A 26,377-nucleotide genomic window follows, 5' to 3' on the forward strand; every position below is an offset into this window, starting at 1 on the left:
TTGCAGACAGCCCGGTTCAGCGGAACTTCTTGCCGACCGGCGCGCTGTCTTTTCTGCCGTAACGCCCCTCTTCGAGCCGGGCCCGCTGGTAATTTTTACGCAGACCCGAATGGGAATCGTTCGTGCTGACCGGGATGATCAGGGCCCCCAGCGTTAAGACGAAGGCAAGCACGATGTCCGCCACCGCCCGGTAGAAGAACGGAATGTTCGTTCCGGGCATGCCGGTTTCCAGCACAAGTCCGGCCAGGAGGCCCGCAAGCGTACCGCCGATGGCAAAGCTGAGCGCGAGATGGCGATTGTCGAAGATGATGCCCAGCGAAAGGCCGATCAGCGTACCGATCAGCAGAATAAACGCCACCCGCAGGAATGCGTGGAACCCGTCCGAAGCGGCGGCTCCCAGGCGTTCGCCCGCAAGATGCCACGGCTGCTGGGCCGTGTAAATCTGCTCGAACGCTTCCGTAATGCGGTCCGCGCTCTTCACGTCATGGAAGGAGCCGCTCGTCTGCTCGGCGATGCGCTGGAGCAGCTGGATGCCTTCCATCTGGGAATCGTCGATGCCGACCGTATGGACGCTGATCCCCGCCTTAACGAACGGAGACAGCACCTCGGTCGTATTCACATCGCTGTAGCCGTCCGAGATCAGGATAACGGAAGAAGAGCTGTCCGCCGCCCCGTCCTTCTTCAACTGATCCATGACCGTCGTCAAAGCCCTGCCGATATCCGTCTGGCCCGTCGGCTCGCCGATCTTGTCCAGCCTGCCGCGGAGTTCTTCCCGGCCGGAGCCGGCAAGCTTCGTGAGCGGGGCGATAAGCTGTGTTTCCTCATTAAACGTAAACACCGCCGCACTGTTTTTGCCGTCCATCCGGCCGATCAGAGACTTGGCCGCTTGGAGGCTCTGTTTCTGCGGATCGTTCTGCGACATGCTTTCCGATTTGTCGATGACCAGTACATAGTTTTGCGGCGCCTTCTTCGTGCCGAGCACCTGGAAGCCGTACAAAACCTGGAACAGCGCTCCCGCTATAAACAGCATTACGAGCGTAGCCGGGACGAGAAACTTCCAGCCGTCGCCCGCATAACGCAGACGCCAATTTTTTCCGTTCAGCTGCGGCGAAATCATCTCCGCCACAAGGCAGAACAGACCGACAAACAAGGCCAACTGCCCGAAATAGACCCCCATCAGCACCATTTCATGCCAGCTTCCTTCCCAGCGGTTCAAAATAAATTCGCCGACGATAAACCCGACGAACCCTCCGATTACGCTGAATAAGGTCAGCAGCGGATTCCATTTTCTCTGTTTCACAGGTCTCCCCCTCTTTTCTTTATTGTCCTACGAGCAGAGTGCCGTCACCTGGCCATACTTATGAAAGCTTCGTGCTGTCCGTTCCCGTTTCGGGCAGTTCCATGCTGTGAAAGCGATAGCCGTTCTCCGTATACGTCTCGTAATAGCGCCTGCTGTTCCGGTACACCATCAGATCCTCCAGCCTGAAGCCGCCCATGAGCCGGAGCTTTTCGATTCCGCCCGGTTTCTTCTCATGCACGCAGCCGAGCTTGTACGTCCGGCTTCCGCCGTCAACCGCAAACGCATATTGGATAAACTCACTCCGCGAGTCGCCGAAAAAGTATTTTTCTTCATGACGGTTGCGGTGGGTGGAATGATACACATCGATCCGGACCGCGGCTTCGTTCTCAAGCGTCGTATAAAGATCTCGGAAAAGGTCTTCCTTCGAAAGCACATCCCGGTTATCGTAACTGGCGGCCACATTGGCCCGCTCCAGCAGTTCCGCTTCGAACGTCTGATGGAAAAGAGGATGAACGAGCACGTCCCGGCGGGCCGCGGCCATCAATTTCCGAAGCCACTGAGCGGCATCCCGGTCGATTTCAACGGAAACGTTCCCCAGGAAACGTTCGTCGAAATAAAACCGGCTCTCTCTGCGTCCTTCCATCTCCGTCAAAATCTGCTTCACCACGTGCTCGTAGTACTCGTTGATATTGCGGCCCAGATAGTCGCTCGCCGCCGTAATTCCGCTGCGGCTCGTATCCCGCAGAAGCTTCTCCAGGCTGTCCATCTGCCGGACGGCCGCAGCCGCCCGCTCTCTCAGCTCCTCCAGCTTGTCCAGGTATGCCGTCATCAGCTTCTGCTTCAGTTCCAGAACGAGCAGATCGCGTCTTAGGCCGTAGGCTTCATCCAACAGGTGACGGATCAGGTTCTTTACGGAGGCCTTGTCGGATTTCCAGCCGAACAACGAGCCTTTGCCTATCGGCTGCCGGTCCACGCGTTCGCCGTAAAAATTGTCCAGCTCATCCCGGAGCTGATCGGCCCGGTTCCCCGCGTCCTTCAGCTGCTGCCTCAGTTCGCCCGGCAGGCTCCGGTTTCCGGCGCCGCTTTCCTCCGCAAGCCAGCGGTTCAGAGCGTAGTACCCGTAAGCCGGGTCGTCTACGACGCGCTCCTTCAGGGAGCGCTCCAACCGTTTGGCGAAGCCGCGTTCCGCGAAGGCCGCCTCCGCTCTCTGCCGGACGTTCATGTCGAAAAACCGGCGGGCGCTGTCCTGAAACAACGCAAGCTCCGCCTCTTTCAAGGACATGGACTTCAGCTCCCCGTAAGAAACCGGGTCGTGCATAAGCCCGTACATCTCCTCCACGGCCTGCTCCCGTCCCGGCACGACCGATTCGACCTCACGGTCCCACAACTGGGGCTCCATGGAGATCAGATCGGGCAGCAGCCGGGCGCCGCCCTGGACGTTCTCCTCCATCTTCTCCCGCACATGCCGGTAAAGATGATACAGGACGGTCAGGGCGATCGCCGAATTCGGACGGCTGACCCTGGAATACCCGGCCGATACGTAGCCGACGCCTTCTTCTCCCGGCGGCGCTATGTTTTGTTTGAAATGCTGGTGATTGTACGTCCCCGCCTTGGACGAATCGCCTTCGTTTTCGGCTTTGATATGCCGGTATTTCAGCAGATTCAGCGAGCTGATCGTTTCGTAGCTGCCTTTCATTCCGCTCTCGGTAAAAATGCCCCGCTCATCCTTGTCGCTCAAGAGATAGACCGTGTCGAAAAGCGGGGAAGGGCCGTGCTGAGCGGGAAGCGTAATGCCTTCACCCGTCACTTGAAGCGGGCTTGAGAAGGTATAGTCCCGGCTCTGCAACATTTCCAGCTCCCGGAGGAAGCTAAAGCTCATGGAAGCGCGGAGAGCGAATTCCTCTCCGACCCGCTTCTCTTCGAGCAGCCCGTACAGATCCACGATCACGGAGCGGAAATGCTCGCCGAAGATCGTCTCCATCAAGGCGGTCAGCTCTGGCAGCAGCACGTTGCAGGGATCGTCGAGCCGTGTGACGACCGCGATGTTCAGCCGCTGGAGATTCGAGTACAGCCTGCCGAATTCGGAAATCCGGCTGTTCATTCTGCGCAGCAGAACGTTCAGCTCCAGCAGCTTTTCCCGGTTGGACCGGAAGCTGTCGTGGAGGTCCGGTCTTGCCGTGCGCGCGTTATTTCCCGGAACCGGCAGCGTCCAGGTGTAGATATTGCCGGCTTCGGGGCCGCCGACGGGATCACTCCGGTGCGTCCCGCCGCTGCGGGGCAGGTCCCTGTAATCCGGGGCGGCCTGCCCGGAACGCTTCTCCGCCTCCGGCGGATCAGCCTGCGGCCAATCCTGACGGACTGCGGCCTCATGCTCCGCATGCCGCCCGCCGGATTCTTCGCGGGACCGCTCCGTTCCGACATGGAGATAAACGACCCCCGTGCTGTTGTTCCACCTGCGGTCGTTGATTTCCGCCATCGTCTGCAGGGCTTCCGCCGATGTATCGCCCAGGAACAGAAAAACGAGCGGATGGTGAATGCTGCGCTGCTCATCTCCGTCCAAACCCGTGCTGTCCGTTTCCGCGGCATATTCGTTTGCGAACGCCACCAATTTCTCCCGCATGGTTTCCTCACTCCTATCCTTTGGGCGTCAGGGCAGAGAAGGACGGTTCGTGTGAACACGCCGTCCCGCCTGCATCCTTTTATCCGCGGAATACCCGCGTAATTTCTGCGTTTCCGCCGTTTTGTCTCCGCTTGGTTCTAATCTTCACGGAGCTATTTCAAGCTCTTGACCATATCGTTTACTTTGCCGGCCACCAGCTTGTAGAACTGGTACATGTCTTCCCCGGCCGCATATTCGGAACGGTCGTAATCGAGCGCCGATTTGGCTTCCTGATAAGAGGCCGCCATACCGCGCAGCGTTTCCACCAGTCCCGAGATATCTTCGGAAGCGGTCATCTCCTGGCTGCGTCTGGACGATTTGCGCTGCAGCAGGCTGAGCCGCTTGGCGTCGAGGGCGCGCATCTTGCTGTAAATCTCGTATTCGACGAACTTGTTCGTCTGCATGAGATTTACGAACGGCTCCCACGGATCTTCGTCCGCATCGTGGTCGTAGACATACAGCGCGCCTTTCTTGGCGATCGTCGACGTGTACATCGCTTCGATATACTGCGCGACGAATTTTTCCTCGTCCTGGTGGGCGCTGAGGGCCTGCTCCAGCTCACCGATTTTGCGCACGATACTGTCGTACTTGCGCACCTCTTCCCTTACCTGCTTGAGCAGTTCGGGAGAGCGGATGAGATTTTCCTTCGCCAGCTCTTCGTTGACACTGCCGAAGATATCCTTGCTGCGGTCCGTCTCCAAACCCGTCTGAAGAAGGGCCTTCAGATCGTTGACGCAGCGCTGCAGCTCGCCGAAGTTCGGACGCTGCGAATTCAGTTGGAGGTTATAAGCGGAAATAAACGCTTCGACATCGAACGGCTTCGTCAGCACGCATTCGTAACGGTTGATCGTTCCGCTGTCTTCGCCTTTCAGGCGGACGGAGCGGTACTCCGCGGCGCGTTCGAACAAGCTGCGGACACTCGCGTTGTAGGACTTAACGCGTCCGTTCTCATACGTCTCGCCCCAGGATTTCTCGGGAATCGGAGACGGCAGATAGGTCCAGTTCACGCGGTCCGTCTGCACGAGATGGCGGCCGATGCCTTCGGGCTCGAGAATCGTTCTCTCGTAGCTTTCTTCATATACTTTAAGCGGCGTATACAGGAAAAGCGGAATTCCGTTCTGGGTATTGAGCCAGAAAATCCGGTTCTTCACTTCGCTCTCCTTAATCGTAAAGCGCGAGTTCGCGATCGCGTTGTCCTGGAAGTTGCGGATGCCCTTGAAAATGTTCGGAGCCTGAACCGGAACCGAAACGAATCCCCAGGACGGGAAGTTGAAATGGCCCGAGCTGTTCGTCAGGTGGAACACCGGCTTCGCTTCCTCGTACAAGCGGCTTGCGATGCGGCCTTCCACCAGCTTCTCGATGGAATCTTCGTGGCCGTACTTGATGACGAGATACTCTTCCATCGATTTCGTAATCAGCTCGCCGAAGTGATCCGTCAGGAACTCGGAAACGGAGCCGATAACATCGACTTCCTGTTCCTTGATCCACTGGTTGGACTTTTCCAGCAGTTCGTTCGTGAAATCGCGGATCAGCTCGTCCGCGTTGCGGTCTTCCGTCACCTGGCCGATCAGCTTCGCGATATCGGGAACGCTGACGACGTTCCAGTAGTACGTGCGATTGCCTTTGTGGTCGATTTCCTCGTCGCCTCTTGTGAGGATGTCGCCGTTTTTCTCGAAAATTTTGTTGAGTTCGGATAAAAGCTCCGTAAACACGAGATAAATGCGGGAGTTTTCCTGATTGATCAGATTGTACAAATCTTCGTAAAACTCGATCATCTGCTCCATCCGCTCACGGTCGGCATGCAGCAGGTATTCCTGGATTTTCGCTTCGATATAAGCGTCTTTCTTCCGGTCCTTGGAAATGAACGCGCTGCGCGCTTCGGTCATTTTCTGCTCGGAATTTTCCTCGGCCGCCTGGATGTCCCGCGGAATGCGGTACAAGCTTTCCTTAAGCGATTCGATATAGGAAGAAATGAGCTTCAGCAGGCAGAAGCCTTTGTCCTGCAAAATAATCCGGGACACGTAAAACGGCCCCTGCTCCGGATTGCGGAATATTTTCGTCACCTGCTCGGAGAAGGCTTCCTTCACCTGTCCCGGCAGCTGCTTGCGGGATTTGATGTATTCTTCGCGCGCCCGGGACAAGAAGCTCTGCTCCAGCTCGGTGTCGATGTTGACGACCTGCTGCTTGATCACGTTGGTATAGCTGAGCCGCTCGCTGTTCTGGTAGCCCGGAATCGGCTCCGGCACCCGTTTGTCGAACTCGCGGTGCAGCGAATCGGGATCAAGGCCCAGCTTGTGCGCGAGCTTCTCGACCTCTTCCTGAGACGGGCCGGCGTCGAACATTTTTTCCATCCGCTTGAAGACTTTGTACGCCAGGTAGGTGGTCATTTCCTCGATCGGCAGTACGGCCGAGGAAGCTCCCAAAATGTTGTACTGGTAGTTGGCGGCGTACGCCTTCGGCATCTGGTTGATGTTCGTGCGGATGTTGCTGATATAGTCGTGAATGGCAAATTCTTCGCCGGACTGCTTGTCCTCGCTTGCCATGAAGTTGGTGATATTCTCCGCCGTTACGTTCATACAGTAGTCGTAGGCGTTTTCCAGCAGCTTGCCTTCCAGATTGGTCGCCGAAATGAGGTGCGCCAGGTTGAAAGGCGGCATCGGCGAATTGACCGTCAGGATATTCGCGTACTGCTGCTTGAAGCGTTCCGTGCGCTCGTCGACGTTCATCCAGTAGTCGAGCTCCTTTAGCGCCGCGTAGCCGTTCTTCTTGATATACTCGCGCGAATGCTCCGTCAGGCTCTTGTTCGCCAGGTTCACGTCCGGCGTGAACAGATAACCGAGCAGGCTGACCTTGTCCACGCCGGCGGAGCCGTAATCGCGCTCGAGAATGCCCCGGACAATGTACGAAATGTCGAGGAAGCAGCCGCTTCCCGTACCGCCGGACAGGCCGGTCAGAATGAACACCATCAGCTTTTTGTTCGTGCCGATGGACAAGGTTTTGATCTTGCGCTCCAGCGTCTGCACGACCTGCACGATCTTCGTGAACAGAAGCAGACGGCCCGCCTGACGGACGCCCGAAGCGCCGTTGATGCCGTCGGTGATCGTCAGCTCCGGTGACAGCCACTCCTTGATGTACGGCTCCAGAATGCTGCGGTTCTGCAGCACGCTGCCGATCTCGGCATTGGACAGGAGCACGAATTCCGTCAGCGGATCAAGCCCGATGCCCTTGTATTTCTTGTTGCGGTCGTGCTCGTTCGTTTCGATCGCGAGAAATTCGACGTTGTTCGGCTTTTCTTTCTTTTTCTTCGTAAAAGGATCTTCCGGCAGCTTGAATCTCCGGTTGATCTGGTATTTCAGGCGCAGCAGCGCATCAATGCCCGTACCGCCAAGGCCGATGACAAGCATCGGGTTGTCGATCGTATCGACGCGGATTTTATCGCTGATAATTCCGCCGCCGAGAGAGACGTCGAGCTGCTGGATATGTTCCCTGACTGTTGCTTTCATAGCTAAAGGCCCCCCATGTGTGCATGTTTTTATTGATTTTCAAGCATTGGCTTATTAGTTTCTTATTTCAGATATTCCAGCGAAACGGACTTCTGGAGATTCGGAACCGTCACGCGGATGCGGTCGTTTTTCTTGAGCTCTTTGCCTTTCGCGGCATCGAACACCCGGCCGCCTTTCTCGATGGTGCAGGCGGACTCGTTAAACAGAAGAAGCGTGTCGTTCGGGCCCGGCTTGAAGACGATACCTTTGGTCTCCGCAAATTCCGGCGCGAGCGAGAGCAGCTGGTGCAGCTGAACCTTGCCTTTGAAGCCGCTAAGCTTCTTGTACTGCGGGTTCGTCCGCTCGCCGGTCTCTTCGTCCTTGATCTCTATGACCAGCTGGCCGAAAAAGCCTTTGTTCGCTTTCTTCCAGAAAGCGAGTCCGAACAAGGCGGCCGCCAGCAGGACAACCAGCCCGGCGATCCACGAGCCGATCTTCACCCAGTTGACGCCTTGATCGCCGGATGCCTCTCCCGAAGAGGAGGCGCCGCCGCTTTGGGCGGAAACGGAGACGGGTGCGGATTCACGCGTGAAGTTGGCACTTTCCACCTTCACCTTCACCTCGTAAGCGTGGGAATCGGCAACCTTCCAGCTGCCTTCGATGCCTTTGTCGGTAAGCGTCAAAGGCGCTTCGGACGATTGCTTCGTGTCCAGGTCGGTGACGACCAGCGAAGCCTTGGCATTCTTGTACAGCCCGGCGTCGGCAGCCTTCTGGCCTCCCGATTCCAGGTGGGCCTTGATGGCGATGCTGTCGCCTGCTTTGGCCGTTTTGGGGAGCTGCGCGTCCAGCACGACCTGCACATCGTAGTTGTACACGAGGTTGATGTCGATTTTTTCCTGCGGAACCCCTTTGATCTTAAGCGTCCAGTCGCCCTGCGCGGGGTTCAATATTTTGATCAGCGAATAGGCGTTTGACGAAGTATAGACGATTTTATCGGACGGAATGTTTTGCTCCTTGCCTTTGGGATCGAGCAGTTTGGCCTCCACCGGTTTGCCCGACATAATGGAGATGTTCGCTTCCAGGACACTTCCGTTGGGGATTGTCACTTTGACGTCCTGAAACTGGCCGTTTGCCGTAAAGCCGTTCAGAGGAACGACTTTCAGCTTCAAATGACTCGCATAAATTTCGCTCAAAATTTTCGGCAGATCTTCCGCCGAGCTGGTGACGAACAGCTTGCCTCCCGTTTCCTTGGAAACGGACTCCAGCTTATCCTTGTTCAGCTTGCCGTCCGCGTTCAGCCCGATGGTGTAAACCGGGATGCCCTTGTCCTTGGCTTTCTGCACGGCTTCGCCGAGCACTTTGTCCGAATCCGCCTGCGATTTGCCGGGGTTCAGGGAGTTGTTGCCGTCCGTCAGCAGCACAATGAGGGGCACATGGCCCTGTTCCGCGCCGGATTCCAGCACCTTCACCGCTTCGCTCAGTCCAACCGCCACGTCCGTGTACGGTCCGCGCGTCAGCTGGTCGATAAAGGTTTTCAAATCTTTCTTGTCGCCGGCATTGTTGATCTTCAGCAGCGCCTTCTCTCTCAGAATCTGGTCCGTATAAGCGACCACGCCGATTTTGTCCCCCTGTACGGAAGCCATGTCCACAAACATTTTCATCGCTTCGTAGCTGACTTTATTGACGTCGCTTTCGTTCATAGAAGTGCTGACGTCCGCAGCGAGAACGGCATCGATCTTCGTATCGGTGGCGGCATCCGCCGCAAAGACTCCGCCCGGCACCGCCATGACAAGCAGCAGCAATGCCAGAGCCATATAAGCGTATCGTTGTAATTTCTTCACGGGATGTTTTCCTCCAAAGCTTGTAAGTTTACGCACGGCGGCAAGCGTTAAGAGCCGTCCGCGCTTCTTTTGTAGTAAAATGTAAAAGGTGGTAGAATGTTTGAACATCTCATTCACATCTTAACTTTTTCAAGAAGCTAATTCCACTTTTACGGGGGTCCGGAACCTAAAAATCCGGCAAATTTATGAAATTGTCCGATAGGAGAATGTTATGCTGACGATGATTGTTCTTGCCCTCCTGGTCCTCTTCGTCCTGATCCGCTGGCTGACGTGGAACTCCGCGAAACGCGCGGCCTTGACTTCCGAGAGCATCGACCGGGAATTTATGACCGAGCTGAACGAAGGTGATCCCTCATGAGCGGCAAAATTCCGGTAGAGCTGCGCAAAGCCCGTCACACGGCCCATACTTATGAACGATTGAAACAGTGCACGCGTTGCGGCACTTACTCCGTGCTCTGGCACGATAACTGCCTCTCATGCGGAGCCGAGCGGAAATTCCTGTCTATCCGGGACATCGTCTCTTCCGTGCTCAGACGCAATATTCAGAGGGATGCTCTCATCCTGGCCGCGATCGCCTGCGCCGCCTTCTATCTCGCCCGTACTTTCCAGGAGATGGCCCTGTCGGCCGGAGCGGGAGTTCTACTCATCGCCGTCTACGCTTTCCTTCGCAGAAGATATGCCGAGGCGCTGATGAACGACGTTCTGCGCAAGCTGCTGCTCGGCGAAAACGGGGCGATCCGCAGGGGCATCCTGCTGGACGTCGACGACGCCGCTTCCGATATGGAGGACGGGGATTTCAAGTCCGCCTACGAGAAGCTGAGGGAAATCGGAGCCCTCATTACCGGCAGCCATATCCGCAACCTCAAGGTGTACTGCCTGAACCGGTTTATTCTGCGCAGCGATATGGAGCTGGAGCTGGGCACGCTCATTCCGGATGAGTTCGAGCCCGGCTTCATCACTTACCTGTACGAAGCGGCCAAAGTCAATCCGGGCCTGGTGCAGCGCGACACCCTCGATTATGTGCAGAAATACCGCGTCCAGATCGGCGGCATGGTGGAAGGGCGGGCGACGCTCGCCCTGGTTGCCGCAGCCGCGCTGCGCGTGAAGGAATACGCATTCGAGTACGCTTCCCTCCTTTACGATTTCGTGGACGAGCTGCCCCGCGAGCGGTTCCTGCGGCTGTGCCGGCTGGTGAAAGACAACCCGGACCGGGCTCCCGAGCTGCGGCAGAAAGTACTGGAAACGGCCACCCGCAAATACGGAAACGATCCCGAATTTGAGGGCTTCCTATGAAAGGACTGCACGTTATGCTAGGTTCTACGTACCACCGGTCCATTCGTTACAGAAACGGAGCCATTCTTTTGCTGGTCCTCATGCTGGGCCTGGCGGGATACAAAGGTTACAGCGTCTGGCACAAGGCCGACCTGTACGCCCGGGCCGCCGCCGAACAAGCCGCAGGCCGCGATGTCGAAGCGGAGGTCCTCTATATGCGGGCCCGGGATATTTCTTCCTTCGATTATAAAAATGACGAAATCAGCGCCGCCCTGTCCGCCCTGCGTCCCGTCACCGAATTGAAGCGTCTGTTCGCCTCGCTCGCTTCCGAAATCGCCGTATCCAACGGGGGCTCGCAGGAACAGGCCCGGCTGCTGCAGGCTTACGCGGCCTATGAGGCCAAGAAAGCGGAAGTGGCCGCCGCAGACGAATCCGCCAAAAAACGCTTCGGCGAGCTGAAGGACGCCTACAAGCTGGACGAACAGTTTGCCGCCGCCTTGGCGGGAGCGAAGAAGTCGCTTACGGCCTTGCTCCAGCAAGGAAACGGCGCCTCGGCGCAGGAAGGCGAATCCGCCATGTCTTTGCTGCTTCAGCTTCCGGCTTCCGTCTATAAAGACGAGAAAACGAAGCGAAAAGATTTAAACACGCTTTTCCAAAAATACGATACGACCCGGCTCCAGACGATTTTCAATCAGAAATCTTTCGAAGAAGCGCTCGGGGAAATCGTCCGGATCCGCCAGTTCTACTCGGAACGCAAAGTGGAAGCGGCGTGGGTGCTCCCTAAAGCGGAAACCTATGTGCAGGGCACGCTGACCCGGCTGCTGGAAACGAACGACGTACCCGGATTTCTGACTCATGCGAAAACGTTCCAGAATCTGAAAGAGCTCTCCGGCTCTTCCTCCAAAGTGAATGCCTTTATTCAATCGTCCTTACGCAAGCAAACGGCCAAAGCGGAGCAGCTTGCTTCCGCAGGCAAGTATGCGGACGCGATCGCGCTGTACAAAGTGCTCGGGGACTACAAGGATACGGGCAAAGAAATCCGCCAAACCGAGATCCGGTGGATGGCGGCCGAGCCCGGCGTCCTTCTCTCGAAGGCGAAGGACAACGTCCGGTTCGTGCAGACCGCCGGAGCCAAAGGCCTCTGGGGCTCCGAAGCGATCGCCGCCGGCGTAACCGACCGCGGGACGCTTGTGACGGCGCGCCTGCAGGCCGACGGTTCGGTCGTCTCGACGGAAGGCGAGATCGGCGGCGGGCTGGCCGTCAAGGCCGTCTCTTTCGCCGACGGGCTCGGAGCGGGCAAACTCCCCGTCGTGATGCTGGAGAGCCAGTCCCGCACCCGCAATGCCCGGTATACCGCTTACGAAGTGGACGCCTCCGGCCTGAACGCGCTGCTCGACGTGGAAGCCGACGGCTACAAGCTGCAGAGCGCGGGCGTGCTTCTCGTCCGCAATCCCGCCGGAGCGGGCAGCGGACAAGAAGCGGTCTACAAGCTCCAGGGAGGGCAGTACGCGCTGGCGGAAGTTCCCCAGCGGGTGCCGGACCCTTCCCCCGAAGCGAAGGACATCCAGCCGTCCGAGCTCCCGCAGCAGCAGGCGGAAACGGTTGTCCGCCTGCCTCTGACGATTACCCGGACCGGCAGCGGCATGGCCGTCGCGGAGATGGACGGCCTGAATGTCCTGCTGACCGGCAAGTTCTCCTGGAAGCCCGGCAATGCGGTCGTTACGGGCACCTATACCGGCGAAACGAAGATTCTTCAGGGCGACCGCTCCGTGCAAGCGTACAAAATCAATGTGAGCCATATCGAACAGTGATTCCGGGCGTATGCTGAAAACATGGCGGCTCGGAACCGACCGGATTCATATCCGTTGAACTTCTTTATCCATGTTAAAACAACGGCAAAGGACATTCCCCCGTCTAAAGGCGGGGAAATGTCCTTTTGTTTGTTTAATGAGTCGAAAGTGCGGAATCCCGCCACTGGAAGGTCGGCTTCAAGCTCTTGATCCCGTCGGACAGATCTTGATACTCCGCGCTCGACTTAGCGTCTTCCAGACTGTACTGCACATCGGACGGGTAGCAGATATATACGTGCCGATCCCCTTTCGCGCCCAGATAGACGGTGCGGATCAGTTCGCTGGTCTGCTCGTACTCCTCTTCGGAGCCCACGTTTATCGAAAAGAGAAGGCCCCCGGCGGCTTTGCTCGCACGATGAATGAACCGGACGGAGTCCCCGTCCTCTTCGATGTCGATTTTGCCTGCCCACTCCGCCGGAAGTTTGAACGAATATCCGTACGTCTTGTTGGCATAAGCCACCGTATTCAGCTTGCTCAAATCATAGACCTCCAGACTGCCGGGGCTGGGCCGCAGACGGCTCTCGTTCGCCCTCAGCCGCTGCACGAACGTAACGGCCTCGGCCCGGCTCAGCGTATCGTTTTTGCCGAAGCCTTCCGGGGTCCGCTCTTCCTTGCCTTCGGCCAGCCCCACATCCAGCAGATACCGGATGGAATCGTCCACGCTGTAATGTCGGCCAGATGCGCTCGCGAGAAGCTGGGCCGCCCTGCCTCTGGTCAGCGCTTTCCGCGCGGAAGCGTTCCGGTCGACGGCGGAGGTTTGAACGACGGGCCACCCCAGCCGGCTCGCATAATCCACGTAAGGCGAAGCCCAGTCGGAGCTGTCTGGGGCCGGCTTGAAATCTCCCGGCTGGTAGGCCCGGATCAGCATGGCCAGAAACTCGTTCTGCACAACCGCCTGGGCAGGCTTAAAGGTTCCGTCCGGATAACCGTCCACAAGTTTATTGCCGACGGCCCACTCGATAACGTCCCTGCCCCAGAAATCGCCGGGAACGTCTTTGAACGCGCTCCCTTCACCGTAAGTCGCGGAAGCGTTGACACCCGATAAACTGAAAGCCAACAGCACGGCCGTGGCCGCTTTAGCCCCTTTTTTCATAGCACCGGTCACTCTCCAGTCCCTTTAATGGAAATCACATAAAAAAGACCGGACTCCCTTTCAGAAGTCCGGCCGCTTTCGCCTGATTCGGTTGAAATGGAAGACTATTCCATGCTACCAAATTCAGGCGGTCTTTTAAAGTTACAACATTCTCCGCTTTCGTAACCATTGCGGATACCTTCCGGCCATGATAAGACTGCAGGGCGTTATTACGGAAAGTGCCGGCTGACGGAGGAAGACCTCCGAAACGACAGCGATCCGAACGGCACCGCGATCAGGTAGGCGGCAAAAATCGTAAAGATGAATATAATTGGATACATGTATCTCGAAAACTGGACGAACGGAATATGAACCGCGATCACGTACGCGACTGTCAGCGCCGCCACGAGAATATCTCCCCTGCGCTTGATCAAGGCCGCTATAAAACCCGCGACTCCCAGCACGCACAAAATGATATGGAGAGCCAGAACAAATTTGTAAGACATACCCCAGAAGTCCAGCCAGTAGAACGTCTGCTCGAAAGCCAGAATCGTTTTGTCGAACAAATACCATTTGATCGTTTCGAACGGTTTCGTTTTCAGGCTGTATAAAATAATGTGGCCGACTTTCTCCGTAGAGTCGTCGTAGACGTCAGGCGAATATTGCGGATATTCCTTAAAAAATTCCGGAGAAGGCTCGCCCGGAAGCACTCCCATCAGCATCGGATTGCCCGACGAGTCCGTAAACGGGATAAACTTGCCGAAATGGGCATAGTTCCTTACCCACCAGGGGCTTAACAGCAGGCAGGCGGTCAGAACGATTGTCGCCGTGTACAGAACCATTTTCTTAAAAGGGACCCGCCGGATCAGCCACGTGACGCCGATAATAAGCGGAAATATAATAAATTGAGGCTTAAAATAAGCGCAAAGGGCCAGAAGAACCCCAATTGCTATGTATTTGCCGACAGTCGGCTTCTGAAGCGCGTACAGGGTCATACATACGAGCAGCAGGAAGATGATTTGGAAAATCCCTTCCGACAAGATTACACCGCTGGTGTAGTAGTTCGGCGGATAAAGAGCGGCGATGATACAAGCGATGAGCGCCACCCGCGAATTGAACATGTGCCGGGCGATAACGAACAGCAGATAAACGGAAGCCGCCTGCAGAACACATTGAAAGAGTCTGACGGCGATCGCCGTATTTTCGTAATCCCCGAATATCCACATAAAAAAAGCCAGCATCACGGGAAAGCCCGGCATAATGAACAAGGTCGGATTCGGATAACTTTTGTAAACGAGCGTCCCTTCTTCCAGAAGCACCTTGGCCGCATACATATATTTGACGTCGTCATTATCCATTTTCTCGTAGGTGCCCAATAAAAAAGCGTCCCCGTAATAAAGCGCCGTAAAGGCGGAAACGGCCAATACAATTGCCATTAGCGCAAATAAAATTTGTTTGGTTCTTAGGTTCTCTTCCTTTAAAGTAAACATTTCCCTATTCCCCCTTCCTCACCGGATCATCATACACTATCTTGGAGGAAGGGTTCAATACATTTCCTTTATTCCCAGACGGGCCCATCTAAAGAACGTCGGACGTTTCTACTTTACGGATGGACCAGAACGCGATCAGCACACCGGCGGCCGCAAAAACAAGCGGAAAGATGTATCCGGCACTCAGCGAGAACCCCATGTTGTTCGAATCGGTGATGGTCACCAGGATGACGGCGGAAACAATCATTGCGGGAACCGATTTCTTCATCATGCCGAACAGAAGCGGTATCAGGCAAGTCCCTGCCGCCGAGACGGCGTTCAGCAGCATACGCAGAACGTGATCCGCGACCATCGGGGCGGTTAACGTTTCGGGTACCATATTCAGCGAAGCGTCCGCCAGCAGAAAAACGCCGGTTAAAAACAAGCCCGAGAAGAACACCGTAACGAAGGTCCAGAGACTGACCAGCAGCAGCTTGGCTGCCATGATCTTTTTCCGGCGGACCGGGTAGGTGAACAGAATGTTGACCGTTTTGGCATTATACTCCCCGATCACAAGTTTGGCCAGAATGACGGAGGCAAAAATAACGAAGGTGATCTTGACGAGCCCGATGATGACACTGAACGCCATCTTATAATCCTGATACGCATCCATGACGTTGTCTATCTTTTCCGCCATATGAATACCGCCGATAAGCAGCAGAATCACGAAGTTGGCGATCAGAATGCCCGGCAGGTATCTGCCGATTTTATATTTTTTAAGCTCGAGTTTCATCAATTTAAGCATGGACGCCGCCTCCGTGAATGGATTGCAGGAAATAGTCTTCGAGCGAGCTCACCTTCTTGTTCAAGGCCTCGATTTCAACTCCGTTCAGAAGTAAACCTTTGGAAATTTCCGCCTGCGAAACTCCCCGTTCGTAAATGCGCAGCGTTGTATCGCCGACGACTTTGTAATTGCGCATACCCAGTTTGCTTTCCAGCACATAGACCGCTTTGTTGAGATCCGGCGTAACCACCTCGATATATTCGGTATGTCTGCCTCTTACCTCGTCCATCGGCACCTGCTCGATCAGCTTGCCTTCGCTGATGACGCCGACCGTGTCGGCGATTTGTTCGATCTCGCCCAGAATGTGACTGGAGATCAGCAGGGTGATGCCGTATTCCTTGCTCAGCATCTTGAAAAGGCTTCTCAGTTCCTTGATGCCGACGGGATCGAGTCCGTTAATCGGCTCATCGAGCAGCAGCAGTTCCGGACGGGTCGTGATGGCCCGCGCGATACCGAGCCGCTGCCTCATGCCCAGCGAGAAGTCTTTGACCGGCTTACGGTCGATATTTTTCAGCTGAACCAGGTCCAGAGCCTCCCCGATGGCGGCTTTATTATGGAAGCCCATGTATTCGCAATGAAGCTCCAGATTTTCCAGCGCGGTCAGCCTGTCGTAAAACACCGGATACTCGATAATGCTGCCCATCCGTTTCAGAATCTCGTAAGAGTTTTCCGTTAATTTTTCACCGAAAATTTCAATTTCGCCGCCGGTCGGTTTAATCAGGTTTGTCATCATTTTCATCACGGTCGTTTTGCCCGCTCCGTTCAATCCGAGAAACCCGTAAATTTCCCCTTGCCGGATCGTCATATTGACGTCCGAAATCACTTCTTTGCCGTCAAACACTTTCGTCAGCCGCGTCGTTTTCAGCAGTGTGCCCATTCCCTTGGCCCCTTTCGTATCTCCTCTTTCTTGATTCTTAGTTTAGCTTCCGATTTTCTCTTTTTTATTACTCGATTCTTACAAAAATCTTACGTCCTTCCGTAAGTTGTTTTTTTGAGTTTTACGGTGAACGACGTTTTCACGTAAGGCTTGCTGGTCAGCGTAATGACGCCGCCGAGCTTCTCCACCAGCCGTTTCGTGATCGTAAGCCCGAGGCCGCTTCCCTGATAAAGAGGGTTCCGGGAATCCTCCAGCGTATACATGCGCTCGAAGACCCGGTCCTGATGAAACTCGCTGATCCCCTTGCCCCGGTCCCACACCTCGACATAGGCATGCTCCTCGTCCTCGCGCAGAGTGAGGCCCAGCATATTCCCGTCGCTGCCGTATTGGGAGGCGTTGGAGATCAGGTTGTTCAAAATGCGCACCAGCGCCTCTTCGTTCCCCAGTACGTAAACCGGAGTCTCCGGCATCGCTATTACAACCTCCACCCCTTTGGAGGTCAGCGGTTCATAGAAAGCGAGGATCGTCTGCGAGCACACTTCGTTAAGAAGGATACGGTTCAGGGGGATATCCCGGTCACCGGACTCCAGGCGGGCAAGATCAAAAAATTGATTGATCAGAGCGAGGACTTCCCGGGCCTTCGCATGCACTTTGTCCAGGAGCCGTTCCCGTTCCTCCGCCGGTGTGGACGGATTTTGGATGAGCGTTTCCATATAGCCGAGCACGACCGTGAGGGGCGTTTTGAGATCGTGGGAAATGTTAGCGAGCATTTTGCGCATCGAATCTTCGGTTTTATTGTACGTTGCCGTCATCCGTTGATTGGTCTCCACAAGCCCGTTTAGCCCGTTCAGCAAGGCGATCAGCTGCTTGTCGTCCGTCACGTGCAGCAATTTCCCCCGGGCGGCGCCTCCGTTTAAAATTCCGTCTAACCGGGCCGTTATGTAGGCGAGGCTTTCGTCCCGCTTTTTTTTGCTTCTGTATTGAACGAAGTGAAGCGAGAGAGAGACGGCAAGCAGGGCGAGCAGCAATCCCGTCCAACCGCTCATTCGCCGAATTCCCCCAGTTTATAACCGATTCCCCACAGCGTCTTGATGTAAGCCGGATTCGACGGATCGTCTTCGATTTTTTCCCTCAACCGGCGCATATGGACGTTGATGACATTTTCATCCCCGTAATAGTCGTCTTCCCATACCGAGCTGTAAATTTGCGCTTTCGTAAAAACCCGTTTGGGATGAACGGCAAACAGTTTCAATAGATGAAACTCCTTGGACGTCAGCTTCAGCTCCGCCCCGTTTTTGCTTACCGAGAAGTTTTCGAGGTCGATGACCAGCTCGCCAACGCGCAGCACTTCGGGCGGGGCCGGTGCCCGTTCCGCGGGTGCGGCCGCCGCATACTGCGTCGCCCTGCGGATTGCCGCCTTGATCCGGGCGGCCAGCTCGATCATGGAGAACGGCTTGGCGATATAATCGTCCGCGCCGAAACCGAGACCGAGCGCCTTATCGACGTCGCCGTCCTTGGCGGACGTAATCAGGACGGGCACGAGGCTCGTCTGCCGCACCTTCTGGAGAAAGTCCATGCCGCTCAGTTTCGGCAGCATCAGATCCAGCAGAATCAGGTCGAATGGCTGGCCGGCAAACTTGCGGACCGCTTCTTCCCCGTCGTAGGCGCGCACGACTACGAACCCTTCCTTCGTCAAATAATCGCTGACCATATCGCTGATTTCCGTATCGTCTTCCACAAGCAGCAGTGTATTTTGCATATTCATCCCGTCCATTCCTGCAATCTGTTTCGGTTGAATCATATCATGTTTCGGAAAAGCTCGATAGAAAGTTCCATAAGTTTTACGTCAAAATAAAACCTGCCTCGTCGTCCTGAGACGCCGGGCAGGTTGTTAAAATGAGGCTGTATTCGACGGGGGAGCTGTCCTCCCACGGTCCTCCCCTCCGGCACTCGCCGGAACGCGGAGCATGAAAGCATATACTAAATCCGCAGCGTGATCGGCGCTTCTCTCATTAGCTCAGTTCCGCACCTTATAAAATTTCGCGAGGCAGGAGGGGTTACTCTTGGTACTCGTGTTACTCGTGGTACTCAGGTTACTCGGGCTACGCGTTATCCCGCCTATTTACACACCTCCCGCACTCCCGGCGCGTGTGTGGCGCCGCATGGCGATGGTCCCCCTATCAACGGGTGACGCCTCCCAGCTTTTTCAGCAGGTTAGCGGTCACCTGCACACTTTCGGCGCGAGTGGCGGTGCCTTCCGGCTCGAATCCGCCGGCCGTGCGTCCGTTCACGAGCCCCAGGCTCGAGGCGGCGTCGACGGCTTCCCGCACCCATACGGGAGAAGCCTCCACATCGGCGAAACGGACGGGTTCGCCGGCGGCTGCCTTCTTCCCGGCCGCAACCTCGTACGCCCGCACGATCATCGCCGCCATTTCCTGGCGCTTGATGACCGCTTCCGGCGCAAATTCGGAGGCGTTCACGCCATTGACGAGTCCGGCCTTGGAAGCTGCGGCAACGGCGCCCGCGTACCAATCCTGTCCGGACACGTCGGAGAAGGACGGCACTCCCTCCGCCTTCAGGTTCAGCAGACGGACGAGCATGGCGGTGAACTCCGCCCGCGTCACTTTCCGCTCGGGAGCAAACGTGTTCCCGGTCATCCCGTCAATCAGGTGCCGGGCCGTCAGCTCCTCGATGACTCCGGCGGCCCAGTGATCTGCGGGCACATCGGCATAGGCTTTGCCGTATTCCAGCACGGCATACGTACCCAAATGATTTACATCGGCTGTGAGCTTGCCCAAGCGCCAAGTACCCCCGGCATATTCAAGGGCGCCGCTTCCGGCGATTCCATAAATGCCGGCAAGCCTTGCATCCACGCCCGAACCGGCCGGAAGCTCAATCGTGACCGGCTTCGCAAACCTCGTCAGCTCGCTCGTTTTGCCGTCCTTCGTCGTGACGGTCAGACGCAGCTCCAGCAGGTCGCTTCCGGCCGCAAGCCGAGCCCCGGAAGCCGCCGATGCGCTGGCGAGCAGCCTGCGGGCGTCCTCGCCGGCGATCCGGACTGCGCCCAGCTTCAGCGTGCTGCCTTCCCGCTCGGCGGCCGGCATCAGCTCGCCCAGCTCGCGCAGCACGGCTGCGGGAAGCGTCACCGCCACGTTGCCCGCCTCCACGCGGACGGCGGCATCGCCCAGCAGCTCGCCGGCATTCCCCGGCAGCGCCAGCTCTTCAAATGGCGCGGACGTCACGAACGTGACCGCGCCGGCCGCTTTCATCGCCGCCAGCTCTGCGGCGGTGGCGGCAAGCTTGCCGGCGGAGCCCGGCTGCGGCTTCACAGGCGGCTCTACCGGCGGTATGGTCGGTACGGTCGGAGTTCCGCCGCCGTTATCGCCGCCGGAGCCTCCTCCGCTGCCGCCGTCGCTGCCTCCGCTGCCGGAAGCCTTCACCGTCAGCTCGTACTGCGCGGTGAATCCGCCGTAGACGGCGGACAGGACGGTCGTTCCTTCCGTCAAGGCCTTCACCGCTCCGTGCGTGTCGATCTGCGCCACGGACGGACGGCTGCTGCTGTACGTTACGCCGTCGGTCAGGTCGAACCGGCTGTTATCCGTGTAAACCGCGCGGGTAACCGTCTGATCGGATTCCCCGACTTTAAGCGAACCCTTGCCGGACAGCTCGATGGAAGCAAGCTGACCCGACGGCAGACGGTCCACCGTCACGGTCGTCTCTCCGTACACATCGGGCGCCGTGGCGCTCGTCGCACGGATCACCGCGCTGCCGAGACCCGCCGCTTTGACCGTACCATCGGCCGTCACGGTTACGGCGCCCGACGGAGTCGAGCTGTACACGGACCATGTCACGCTCCGGTCCGTCGCGTCAGCCGGTTTGACGGCGGCGGTCAGCTTCACGCTTTCTCCTACGGCCAGCTTCAGATTCTGCTGTTCAATTTCAACGGATGCCGGAGGCACCTCTTTCTTATATAAGCTGAATTCGTCCACGACCCGGCCGCCGACCGTTTTCGTCACAAATTTCAGCTCGTCGCCGGCAATGTCGATGGAAGCATACATTTGCGTCTGTTCCTCATCGATCACCCGCTGCCAGTCCCGTTTGGTGACCGGGTAAAATTTCGGGCCGCTGGAACCGGCAACCACATAGGTCGTTCCCTGTCCGTCCGTCGCGATTTGGTTATTTTTCATCGGGTACGTTCTCAAATAAATGTGATCATGCCCGTTCAGCACGAGATCCACCTTGTTCTCCTCAAGCGCAGGAGCCCACAAACTCCGGATTTCGGCGGTATCGTAGATACTTCCGTACGGCCCCCGGTGGAAAATGGCGACCTTCCACTTCTTGTTCGTTTTGGCCAGATCCCGCTTCAGCCACTCTTTCTGCTCTTCATACTGATATTCGCTGTTCAGCACCACAAAGTGAACGTCCTTATAGTCATAGGAAAAGCTGCTGCCCTTCAAGCTGTCCAGTCCGGTGCCCGGCTGGTTGAAATGCGCCAGGAAGTCGCTGTTTTCTCTCGTTCCCATCACTTCGTGGTTGCCGATCGTTCCCACGAGCGTCGTATTCAAAAACGCATCCTGGGCCGCACCGAACCACATGTTCCATTCTTTTTCGTTAAAGCCTTTGTCGACCATATCCCCGGCATGAACCATGAATTCCGCGTCCGGGTTGTCGGCGACCGCTTTTTTCACCGTGTTGCCCCACAAATTAAAGCCTGCCTGATCCCCAGCCTGGGAATCCGCGAAATACAGGAATTTCGTACGGTCGCCGGCCAGTTCCGTCGTCTTGAACGTTCCCTGCTTGCTCGTGTGGCCTTTGCCGTCTCCTACACGGTACACGTAAGAGGTTCCAGGCTCCAGACCCTCCGCGACCGCTTTATGAATGCGGATCGTGCCGATATCCAGCGTGCTGTACAGGCTGCTGTCTCCCGTAATCCGTTTCACGCTGCCGGCTTGAAAATCCGTAAATTCCGACTGCTTGACGAGTTCGACCACAGTCGGTTCGGTTCCGGGGTTCGTATGCCAGATAAACGCCCGGGACGAGGCCGGGTCGGAGCCCATGTTCACGCCAATGTTATAAGGCGTCTCGCTTCCTCCGAGAGGTGATACCGCGAACACGGAAACCGCGCTATAAGAGTTCCCTTTCGCCGCCTGCAGCTTATAGCTATTGACGGCGGACGTCAGCGCCTGCGTACGGAGCTTGCCCTGAGCGTCCGTCGTTCCGATGGAGGAACCGTCCGCGAGCACCCCGGCTCCTTCGACAGCGGCTCCGCGCTCGTCTTTCACGACAAACTCGGTCTCGTACCCCTGCACGTTGCCGTAATCGTTCCACTCCAGCTTCAACTGATTCTTGATCTCCGACGAGAGAGGCAGACCGAAGAAGGAAAAGCTCGTATCCCCGGTATTCGCAAACGAAACGGAGCCGGACTTAAAGGCGATGAGATTCGTGCCGGTCGCATCCTTGCGGATATCGTACTGAATTTGGCCGATGATATCCTGATCCGTCAGGGAAGCCGTTTGCAGCTCTTGCATTTTCAGACTTACAAGACCCGCTGCGCCGTCAATGTCCGCTGTCAGCTGCGTATCGCTGAGCTTCGGACCGCGGACAAGCCGGATGTTTTCGACTTTACCGGGATCGAAAGCGAAGTCGATGCGGCCGTTTTTGATGCTTGCGGCTTTGATTCCTTTCACATCGAGGGAATACGTGCCGCCTGCATACACCTCTTTGGGCGTGTCGTACACTATTTTGGCCGAGCCCGTATCGACGTTGAACGTCCATTCCTTGGTCGTCTGGTTGCCCGACAAGTCACGGACCGAAACCTTCGCCTGATGAATTCCGTCCGCCAAAGGCGTACCCGGCGTGTAGTAAATCCGGCCTTCCGGCGGATACAGCGTATGCTGGACCAAGGTTCCGTCGAGATAGAACCGGATTTTATCCGGGTCGATCAGGGTCGTGCCGGGATGCTTGGCAGGGTCGTAGCCGTAGTCCTCTCCGTACACTTTGATCGTCGGCAGATTGCTTTTAATCGTTTCGCCGTCGGCCGGCGAGAAATTTTTCAGCACGGGCGGGTCCATATCGTCCTGCGCGGGCCCATAAAGCGCCCGGATCTGGTCGACGTAGATCGCTCCGGCGTCTTTCTTGGCCGAGGAGGTCTCCATATAGCGGACCGGCATATCCATCGTCAGCGGGAGGGTTCTTCCTTTGGGCACGACGGCCTCCAGGTACTTCCACCCTTTGAAATCGACCCCTACCGTCTGGTCGACAAAATCAAGCGCCACGGCGCCTTTGCCGTCGCGCATTTGCGCGCGAAGCCAGTGCTTGTTCCCGTCCCCGTATACCCACATGCTGATTTTCTCGGGGTACCCCGGAATCTGGATGGGCTGGGCGCCGCTTTTTACTTGCAGATAAGCCCCCGAGGTTCCCGGCATTCCGGTAAAATCGTAGGCCAGCTTCAGCGAGTTTTTACCGAAACGCACGAATTCTTCATCCGTTTCGATACTCACGTTGGTGCTCTTGAACTGGGCGCCCGCACTCGGATTGTAGCGGTCCAGCCCGTTCTCGAAGTCTTCCAGAATAACCGGAGGAACACCGACATGGACATCCAGAGAAGTTTCTACGTTCTTGTATTTGGCATAAATCTTTCCGGTTTTCTCGGTTTCGGCCGTGGCGGTGAACACCCCGGCGGCGTCAATCGAGCCGATCGGCCCCTCGGTGCGCCACTCAATCCGGCTGTTGTCCGCTTGAACGACCTGTCCGTCGCGCAAAGCCGTTATTTTCAGCGTCTCCGAGCTGCCGGACGTGAAGGTTTTGACGGCATCGGCAAATTTAAGTTCGGTCAAATCTTCCACGACTTCCACCTTTCCGGTTCCCGTCAACCCGCCCGAGGCGGCATTGATGACGGCTTCGCCCGCCTTGGAGCCGGCAGTAAACGTACCGTCCGGGGCAAACGTCCCGACCGCCGGATCGGCGCTCCACTGCGGAGTCCCGTTAAAAGGCGCGGGATGCAGATTGGCGTCCACGGCAGCCGCTTTGAACGCAGCGGACGAGCCTGTCAGCACACGCTCCGTTTGCGGCTGGACAACCAGTTTGTCCGCAGCGCCTTCCGGCGCTTTGTTGACGAGCAGCAGACCGTTCGCGGTTTTGCGTTCCCCGCCGTCGGACGGCGTGTTCAGGATTTTCCGCGTCTTCTCGCCGGGCATTCTCGCCACGAAGGTCGAAGAGCCGCCGCCGTCGAGGTTCAGCGCATTGACGGCGCCGAGGTCTTTCATGAGGCGGCCCAGCTCCGTCAAGTCCACGCCTTCGCTGAAGCCCGGCTGACGGCCGTCGATCTCCAGCAGGATGACGGAACCGTCCGCTTTCGTTCCGACGGCCGTCCTCGGATGCGCCGCCGGATCGCTATTCGGCTGTGCGGCCCCGTCCTTGACGAGCAGCCCCGATCCGCCGATGGCCACCCGGACATCTTTCCATTCGCCTTCCAGCGTAAAGCTGGCGGTGACGTCATCCCCCGGCTTCAGAGGGGCCAGCGTATCCCGGAACTTGCCCGAGGCGGACAAAACCACCTGATTGGGAGCTAGCGGAGTATTTCCCTTGTTTTTATGTACTTCGGATACTTTCATCGCGAGCGTCTGGCCGCTCTGCACGGCTCCGCCCGTCACATCGAGCACCACCTCGTCCCCGAGGTCGTTAGTCATCGTGGACGTGTGAAACTCGGGTGTGTAAAGAACGAGCGACTCCGTTCCCCGCAGCCGGTTGATTTCCGTAAGGGGACTGCTCTGCCCGCCGAACGCAAGAGTCCGGGTCAGCTTCGGGCTCCGCCCGTAAAGACTCGTCCCGTCGGCTTTTATGCCGAAGGCGTACCAGTCCGCCGGAGGACTCGCAAGAATTTCGCCCTCTCCCATAAACAGCCCGGACGGAATTCCCGTGGACATATCGTAAAAATCTCCGTTAACGGCCGCAATGACCCGGTTGCCCGTCCGGTCCGCATCCGCAGCCATTTGGCTGACGCCCTGCATCCCGTAAACCTTGCCTCCGGTTTTGCCCGCCTGCAGCTCCAAAGCCGCGTTTTTGGGATCGAACTCTACAAAATGGAGCTTTTCCGGTCCCCGGTCCAGCTTCATATTCATCCATTGGTACGTGGCCCCGGGCCCTATTTCCACCACCCGTTTGTCTACGATTTGCCCTGTCGACGCTGTCGCGCCGGGCACTGCCGCTAATCCCTGTCCTGCCGGCAGCAGGATGGAACACAGCATCATTCCGCTGAGAAAAGATGCCAGTCTCCGTCTGTTTTTCGCCATTATCGTCACATACCTCCCAAGCTGGTTCAAAGTTTGTCGTCATTTCCGCATTCCGGCTGTTGAGCAGTGGGCCGTGCCAGGAAAGTATACGGTTCTCTTGTAAACTCCACCCCCTATCTTTATAAAGATTTTATGAACCGGGAGCACTTTCATTCATGATTTAGAAATACCCCCACCTTTTCTATTATCAGGGAAAGAAAGCGCTTTTTGAAGTATTATTTTATTATTTAATTTAAATATGGCAAAAAGTTTTGTTAATTTTCTCTTTTTTGAGCATAGAAAAAAGACACCGAAACCGTCCTCGCGAACAATTTCGATGCCTTTCCTTTTTTGCTTCCGGATAAATTTCGTCGCATTTCCGCCCGCTTAAAGGGGCCCCCGCATTCCCATCCATACTGCACTTCTTTGAGCCGCATTCTTACAAATTTATGGACGCAGTTGAGATGGACTCACTTTTTGAATTTGAACAAGTATATCAAACGTTTTACCTAACGGTATATCAAACGTTTTCGGTCTATCCGGGGCTTCCTTGATTACTCCAAGGTAAATCGGATGTTTTTCATTTAACCAAGTTTTTGCCGCTTCGTCTGCCTTACGTAAATCGATAAAAAATTGATCTTTTTTGACTTGTCCGAGAACGTGGTTATAACTGTTCGGATCATCTAATTTTAATGTTCCATAGGGGCCGAATTCATCGTTACTGTTGTATACATTATATTGTCCTTCATAAACAGATGTTCCGATAGACACATACCGTTCACCATAATATTCCGCCAAATGCTCCCCGGCTACTTTAGGGTATACAAAAGGAATTATATTTGTTTTCGAAACGTGTCCGTTATGTGCCCATACGATGGTTTTTCCTGCATGTTCTTCCGTCCACCTCGCATTTTCATACATGCCGATATCATGTTTCAAATAAAATTCCGATGGATTATCAGGAGGTGACGCCAACATGGTAGTAAACTGTTCAATAATACGGGCACTTTGTTTTATCCATGCGAACTCTTTGGATTCTCCATTTAGATCACTTTTATTTTCTTCCAATAGAGCACTGATCCGTTTCGCATCCGACACATACTTTTCTTTATCTTCTTGCGTGAGGCTGCTAAAGGTATCCAAATCCTTTGTTACAGGAATAAGGCCTTTTATCTTCTCTTCTACTGCAGGCACAAGATCAGGATGGTTTCTTTTTATATATTCCAGTATTTTATTGTAAACATTTTCTTTTACTGATTGCATATCCATCCCGATGACACGCACTTTGGTTGTATGTTTCGGATCAGCATTGTAATCCCGAATCCAGTCAAGCAGATTTACTATCTCTTGCGTGTTAAATGGGGTTGTCAGATGTTCGCTTGGGTTACCCTCACCAGGAAGAACATACCGATCAAGTTCCAAAGCTCTGGCGCATCCCTCT

General features: G+C 56.1%; 15 protein-coding genes. 3 read left to right on the top strand and 12 right to left on the bottom strand.

What is annotated here, in order from left to right:
• Positions 1-16 precede the first annotated feature (16 nt).
• The 4 genes from KVT34_RS15725 to KVT34_RS15740 form a co-directional block, all read right to left on the bottom strand.
• Positions 17-1,300, bottom strand: coding sequence for a vWA domain-containing protein (locus KVT34_RS15725; protein ID WP_217559730.1), 1,284 nt, complete (start codon positions 1,298-1,300; stop codon positions 17-19).
• A gap of 58 nt (positions 1,301-1,358) precedes the next feature.
• Positions 1,359-3,920, bottom strand: coding sequence for a hypothetical protein (locus tag KVT34_RS15730; protein ID WP_217559731.1), 2,562 nt, complete (start codon positions 3,918-3,920; stop codon positions 1,359-1,361).
• A 152-nt stretch (positions 3,921-4,072) separates the two neighbouring features.
• Positions 4,073-7,462, bottom strand: coding sequence for a tubulin-like doman-containing protein (locus KVT34_RS15735; protein WP_217559732.1), 3,390 nt, complete (start codon positions 7,460-7,462; stop codon positions 4,073-4,075).
• A gap of 62 nt (positions 7,463-7,524) precedes the next feature.
• Positions 7,525-9,282, bottom strand: coding sequence for a vWA domain-containing protein (locus KVT34_RS15740; RefSeq protein WP_217559733.1), 1,758 nt, complete (start codon positions 9,280-9,282; stop codon positions 7,525-7,527).
• Positions 9,283-9,493: 211 nt separating this feature from the next.
• Between KVT34_RS15740 and KVT34_RS15745 the strand changes: the two genes are divergently transcribed.
• Genes KVT34_RS15745 through KVT34_RS15755 form a run of 3 tightly spaced genes read left to right on the top strand, consistent with a single transcriptional unit; the run spans position 9,494 to position 12,365 of the window.
• Positions 9,494-9,640 carry a hypothetical protein gene (locus tag KVT34_RS15745; RefSeq protein ID WP_164977109.1) on the top strand — a complete coding sequence of 49 codons (147 nt, stop codon included), beginning with the start codon at positions 9,494-9,496 and terminating at the stop codon, positions 9,638-9,640.
• Positions 9,637-10,575, top strand: coding sequence for a hypothetical protein (locus KVT34_RS15750; RefSeq protein ID WP_217559734.1), 939 nt, complete (start codon positions 9,637-9,639; stop codon positions 10,573-10,575). Before KVT34_RS15745 ends, KVT34_RS15750 begins: the two co-directional genes overlap by 4 nt.
• Entirely contained in the window at positions 10,572-12,365 is a 1,794-nt protein-coding gene (locus KVT34_RS15755) for a hypothetical protein (protein WP_217559735.1), read from the top strand. Before KVT34_RS15750 ends, KVT34_RS15755 begins: the two co-directional genes overlap by 4 nt.
• Before the next feature lie 133 nt (positions 12,366-12,498).
• Here the strand turns inward: KVT34_RS15755 and KVT34_RS15760 are convergent, their stop codons facing one another.
• From KVT34_RS15760 to KVT34_RS15795, 8 genes are all read right to left on the bottom strand, one after another.
• The gene (locus tag KVT34_RS15760) at positions 12,499-13,497 is read right to left on the bottom strand and encodes an S-layer homology domain-containing protein (RefSeq protein WP_217559737.1); all 999 of its coding nucleotides are present in this window, start codon (positions 13,495-13,497) and stop codon (positions 12,499-12,501) included.
• 209 nt (positions 13,498-13,706) lie between these two features.
• Positions 13,707-14,966: an ArnT family glycosyltransferase gene (locus KVT34_RS15765; RefSeq protein WP_217559739.1), complete on the bottom strand. Its 1,260-nt coding sequence runs from the start codon at positions 14,964-14,966 to the stop codon at positions 13,707-13,709.
• Between the two features lie 88 nt (positions 14,967-15,054).
• Positions 15,055-15,750, bottom strand: a complete 696-nt coding sequence (locus tag KVT34_RS15770; protein WP_217559741.1) for an ABC transporter permease — start codon at positions 15,748-15,750, stop codon at positions 15,055-15,057.
• A complete protein-coding gene (locus KVT34_RS15775) occupies positions 15,743-16,666 on the bottom strand; it encodes an ABC transporter ATP-binding protein (RefSeq protein ID WP_217559743.1) in 924 nt (307 codons plus the stop codon). Before KVT34_RS15775 ends, KVT34_RS15770 begins: the two co-directional genes overlap by 8 nt.
• 89 nt (positions 16,667-16,755) lie before the next feature.
• Positions 16,756-17,712, bottom strand: coding sequence for a sensor histidine kinase (locus KVT34_RS15780; RefSeq protein ID WP_217559744.1), 957 nt, complete (start codon positions 17,710-17,712; stop codon positions 16,756-16,758).
• Complete coding sequence (locus KVT34_RS15785; RefSeq protein ID WP_483311441.1) at positions 17,709-18,431, bottom strand: response regulator transcription factor; 723 nt, start codon at positions 18,429-18,431, stop codon at positions 17,709-17,711. The genes KVT34_RS15780 and KVT34_RS15785 overlap by 4 nt, the downstream gene beginning before the upstream one ends.
• A gap of 415 nt (positions 18,432-18,846) precedes the next feature.
• A complete protein-coding gene (locus KVT34_RS15790) occupies positions 18,847-24,957 on the bottom strand; it encodes a phosphodiester glycosidase family protein (protein WP_217559745.1) in 6,111 nt (2,036 codons plus the stop codon).
• 426 nt (positions 24,958-25,383) lie between these two features.
• On the bottom strand, positions 25,384-26,377 hold a 994-nt coding region (locus KVT34_RS15795; protein WP_217559746.1), incomplete at its 5' end, for an erythromycin esterase family protein.

The sequence above is a fragment of the Paenibacillus sp. GbtcB18 genome (assembly GCF_019091125.1).
GTDB classification, from domain to species: Bacteria; Bacillota; Bacilli; order Paenibacillales; family NBRC-103111; genus Paenibacillus_F; species Paenibacillus_F chitinolyticus.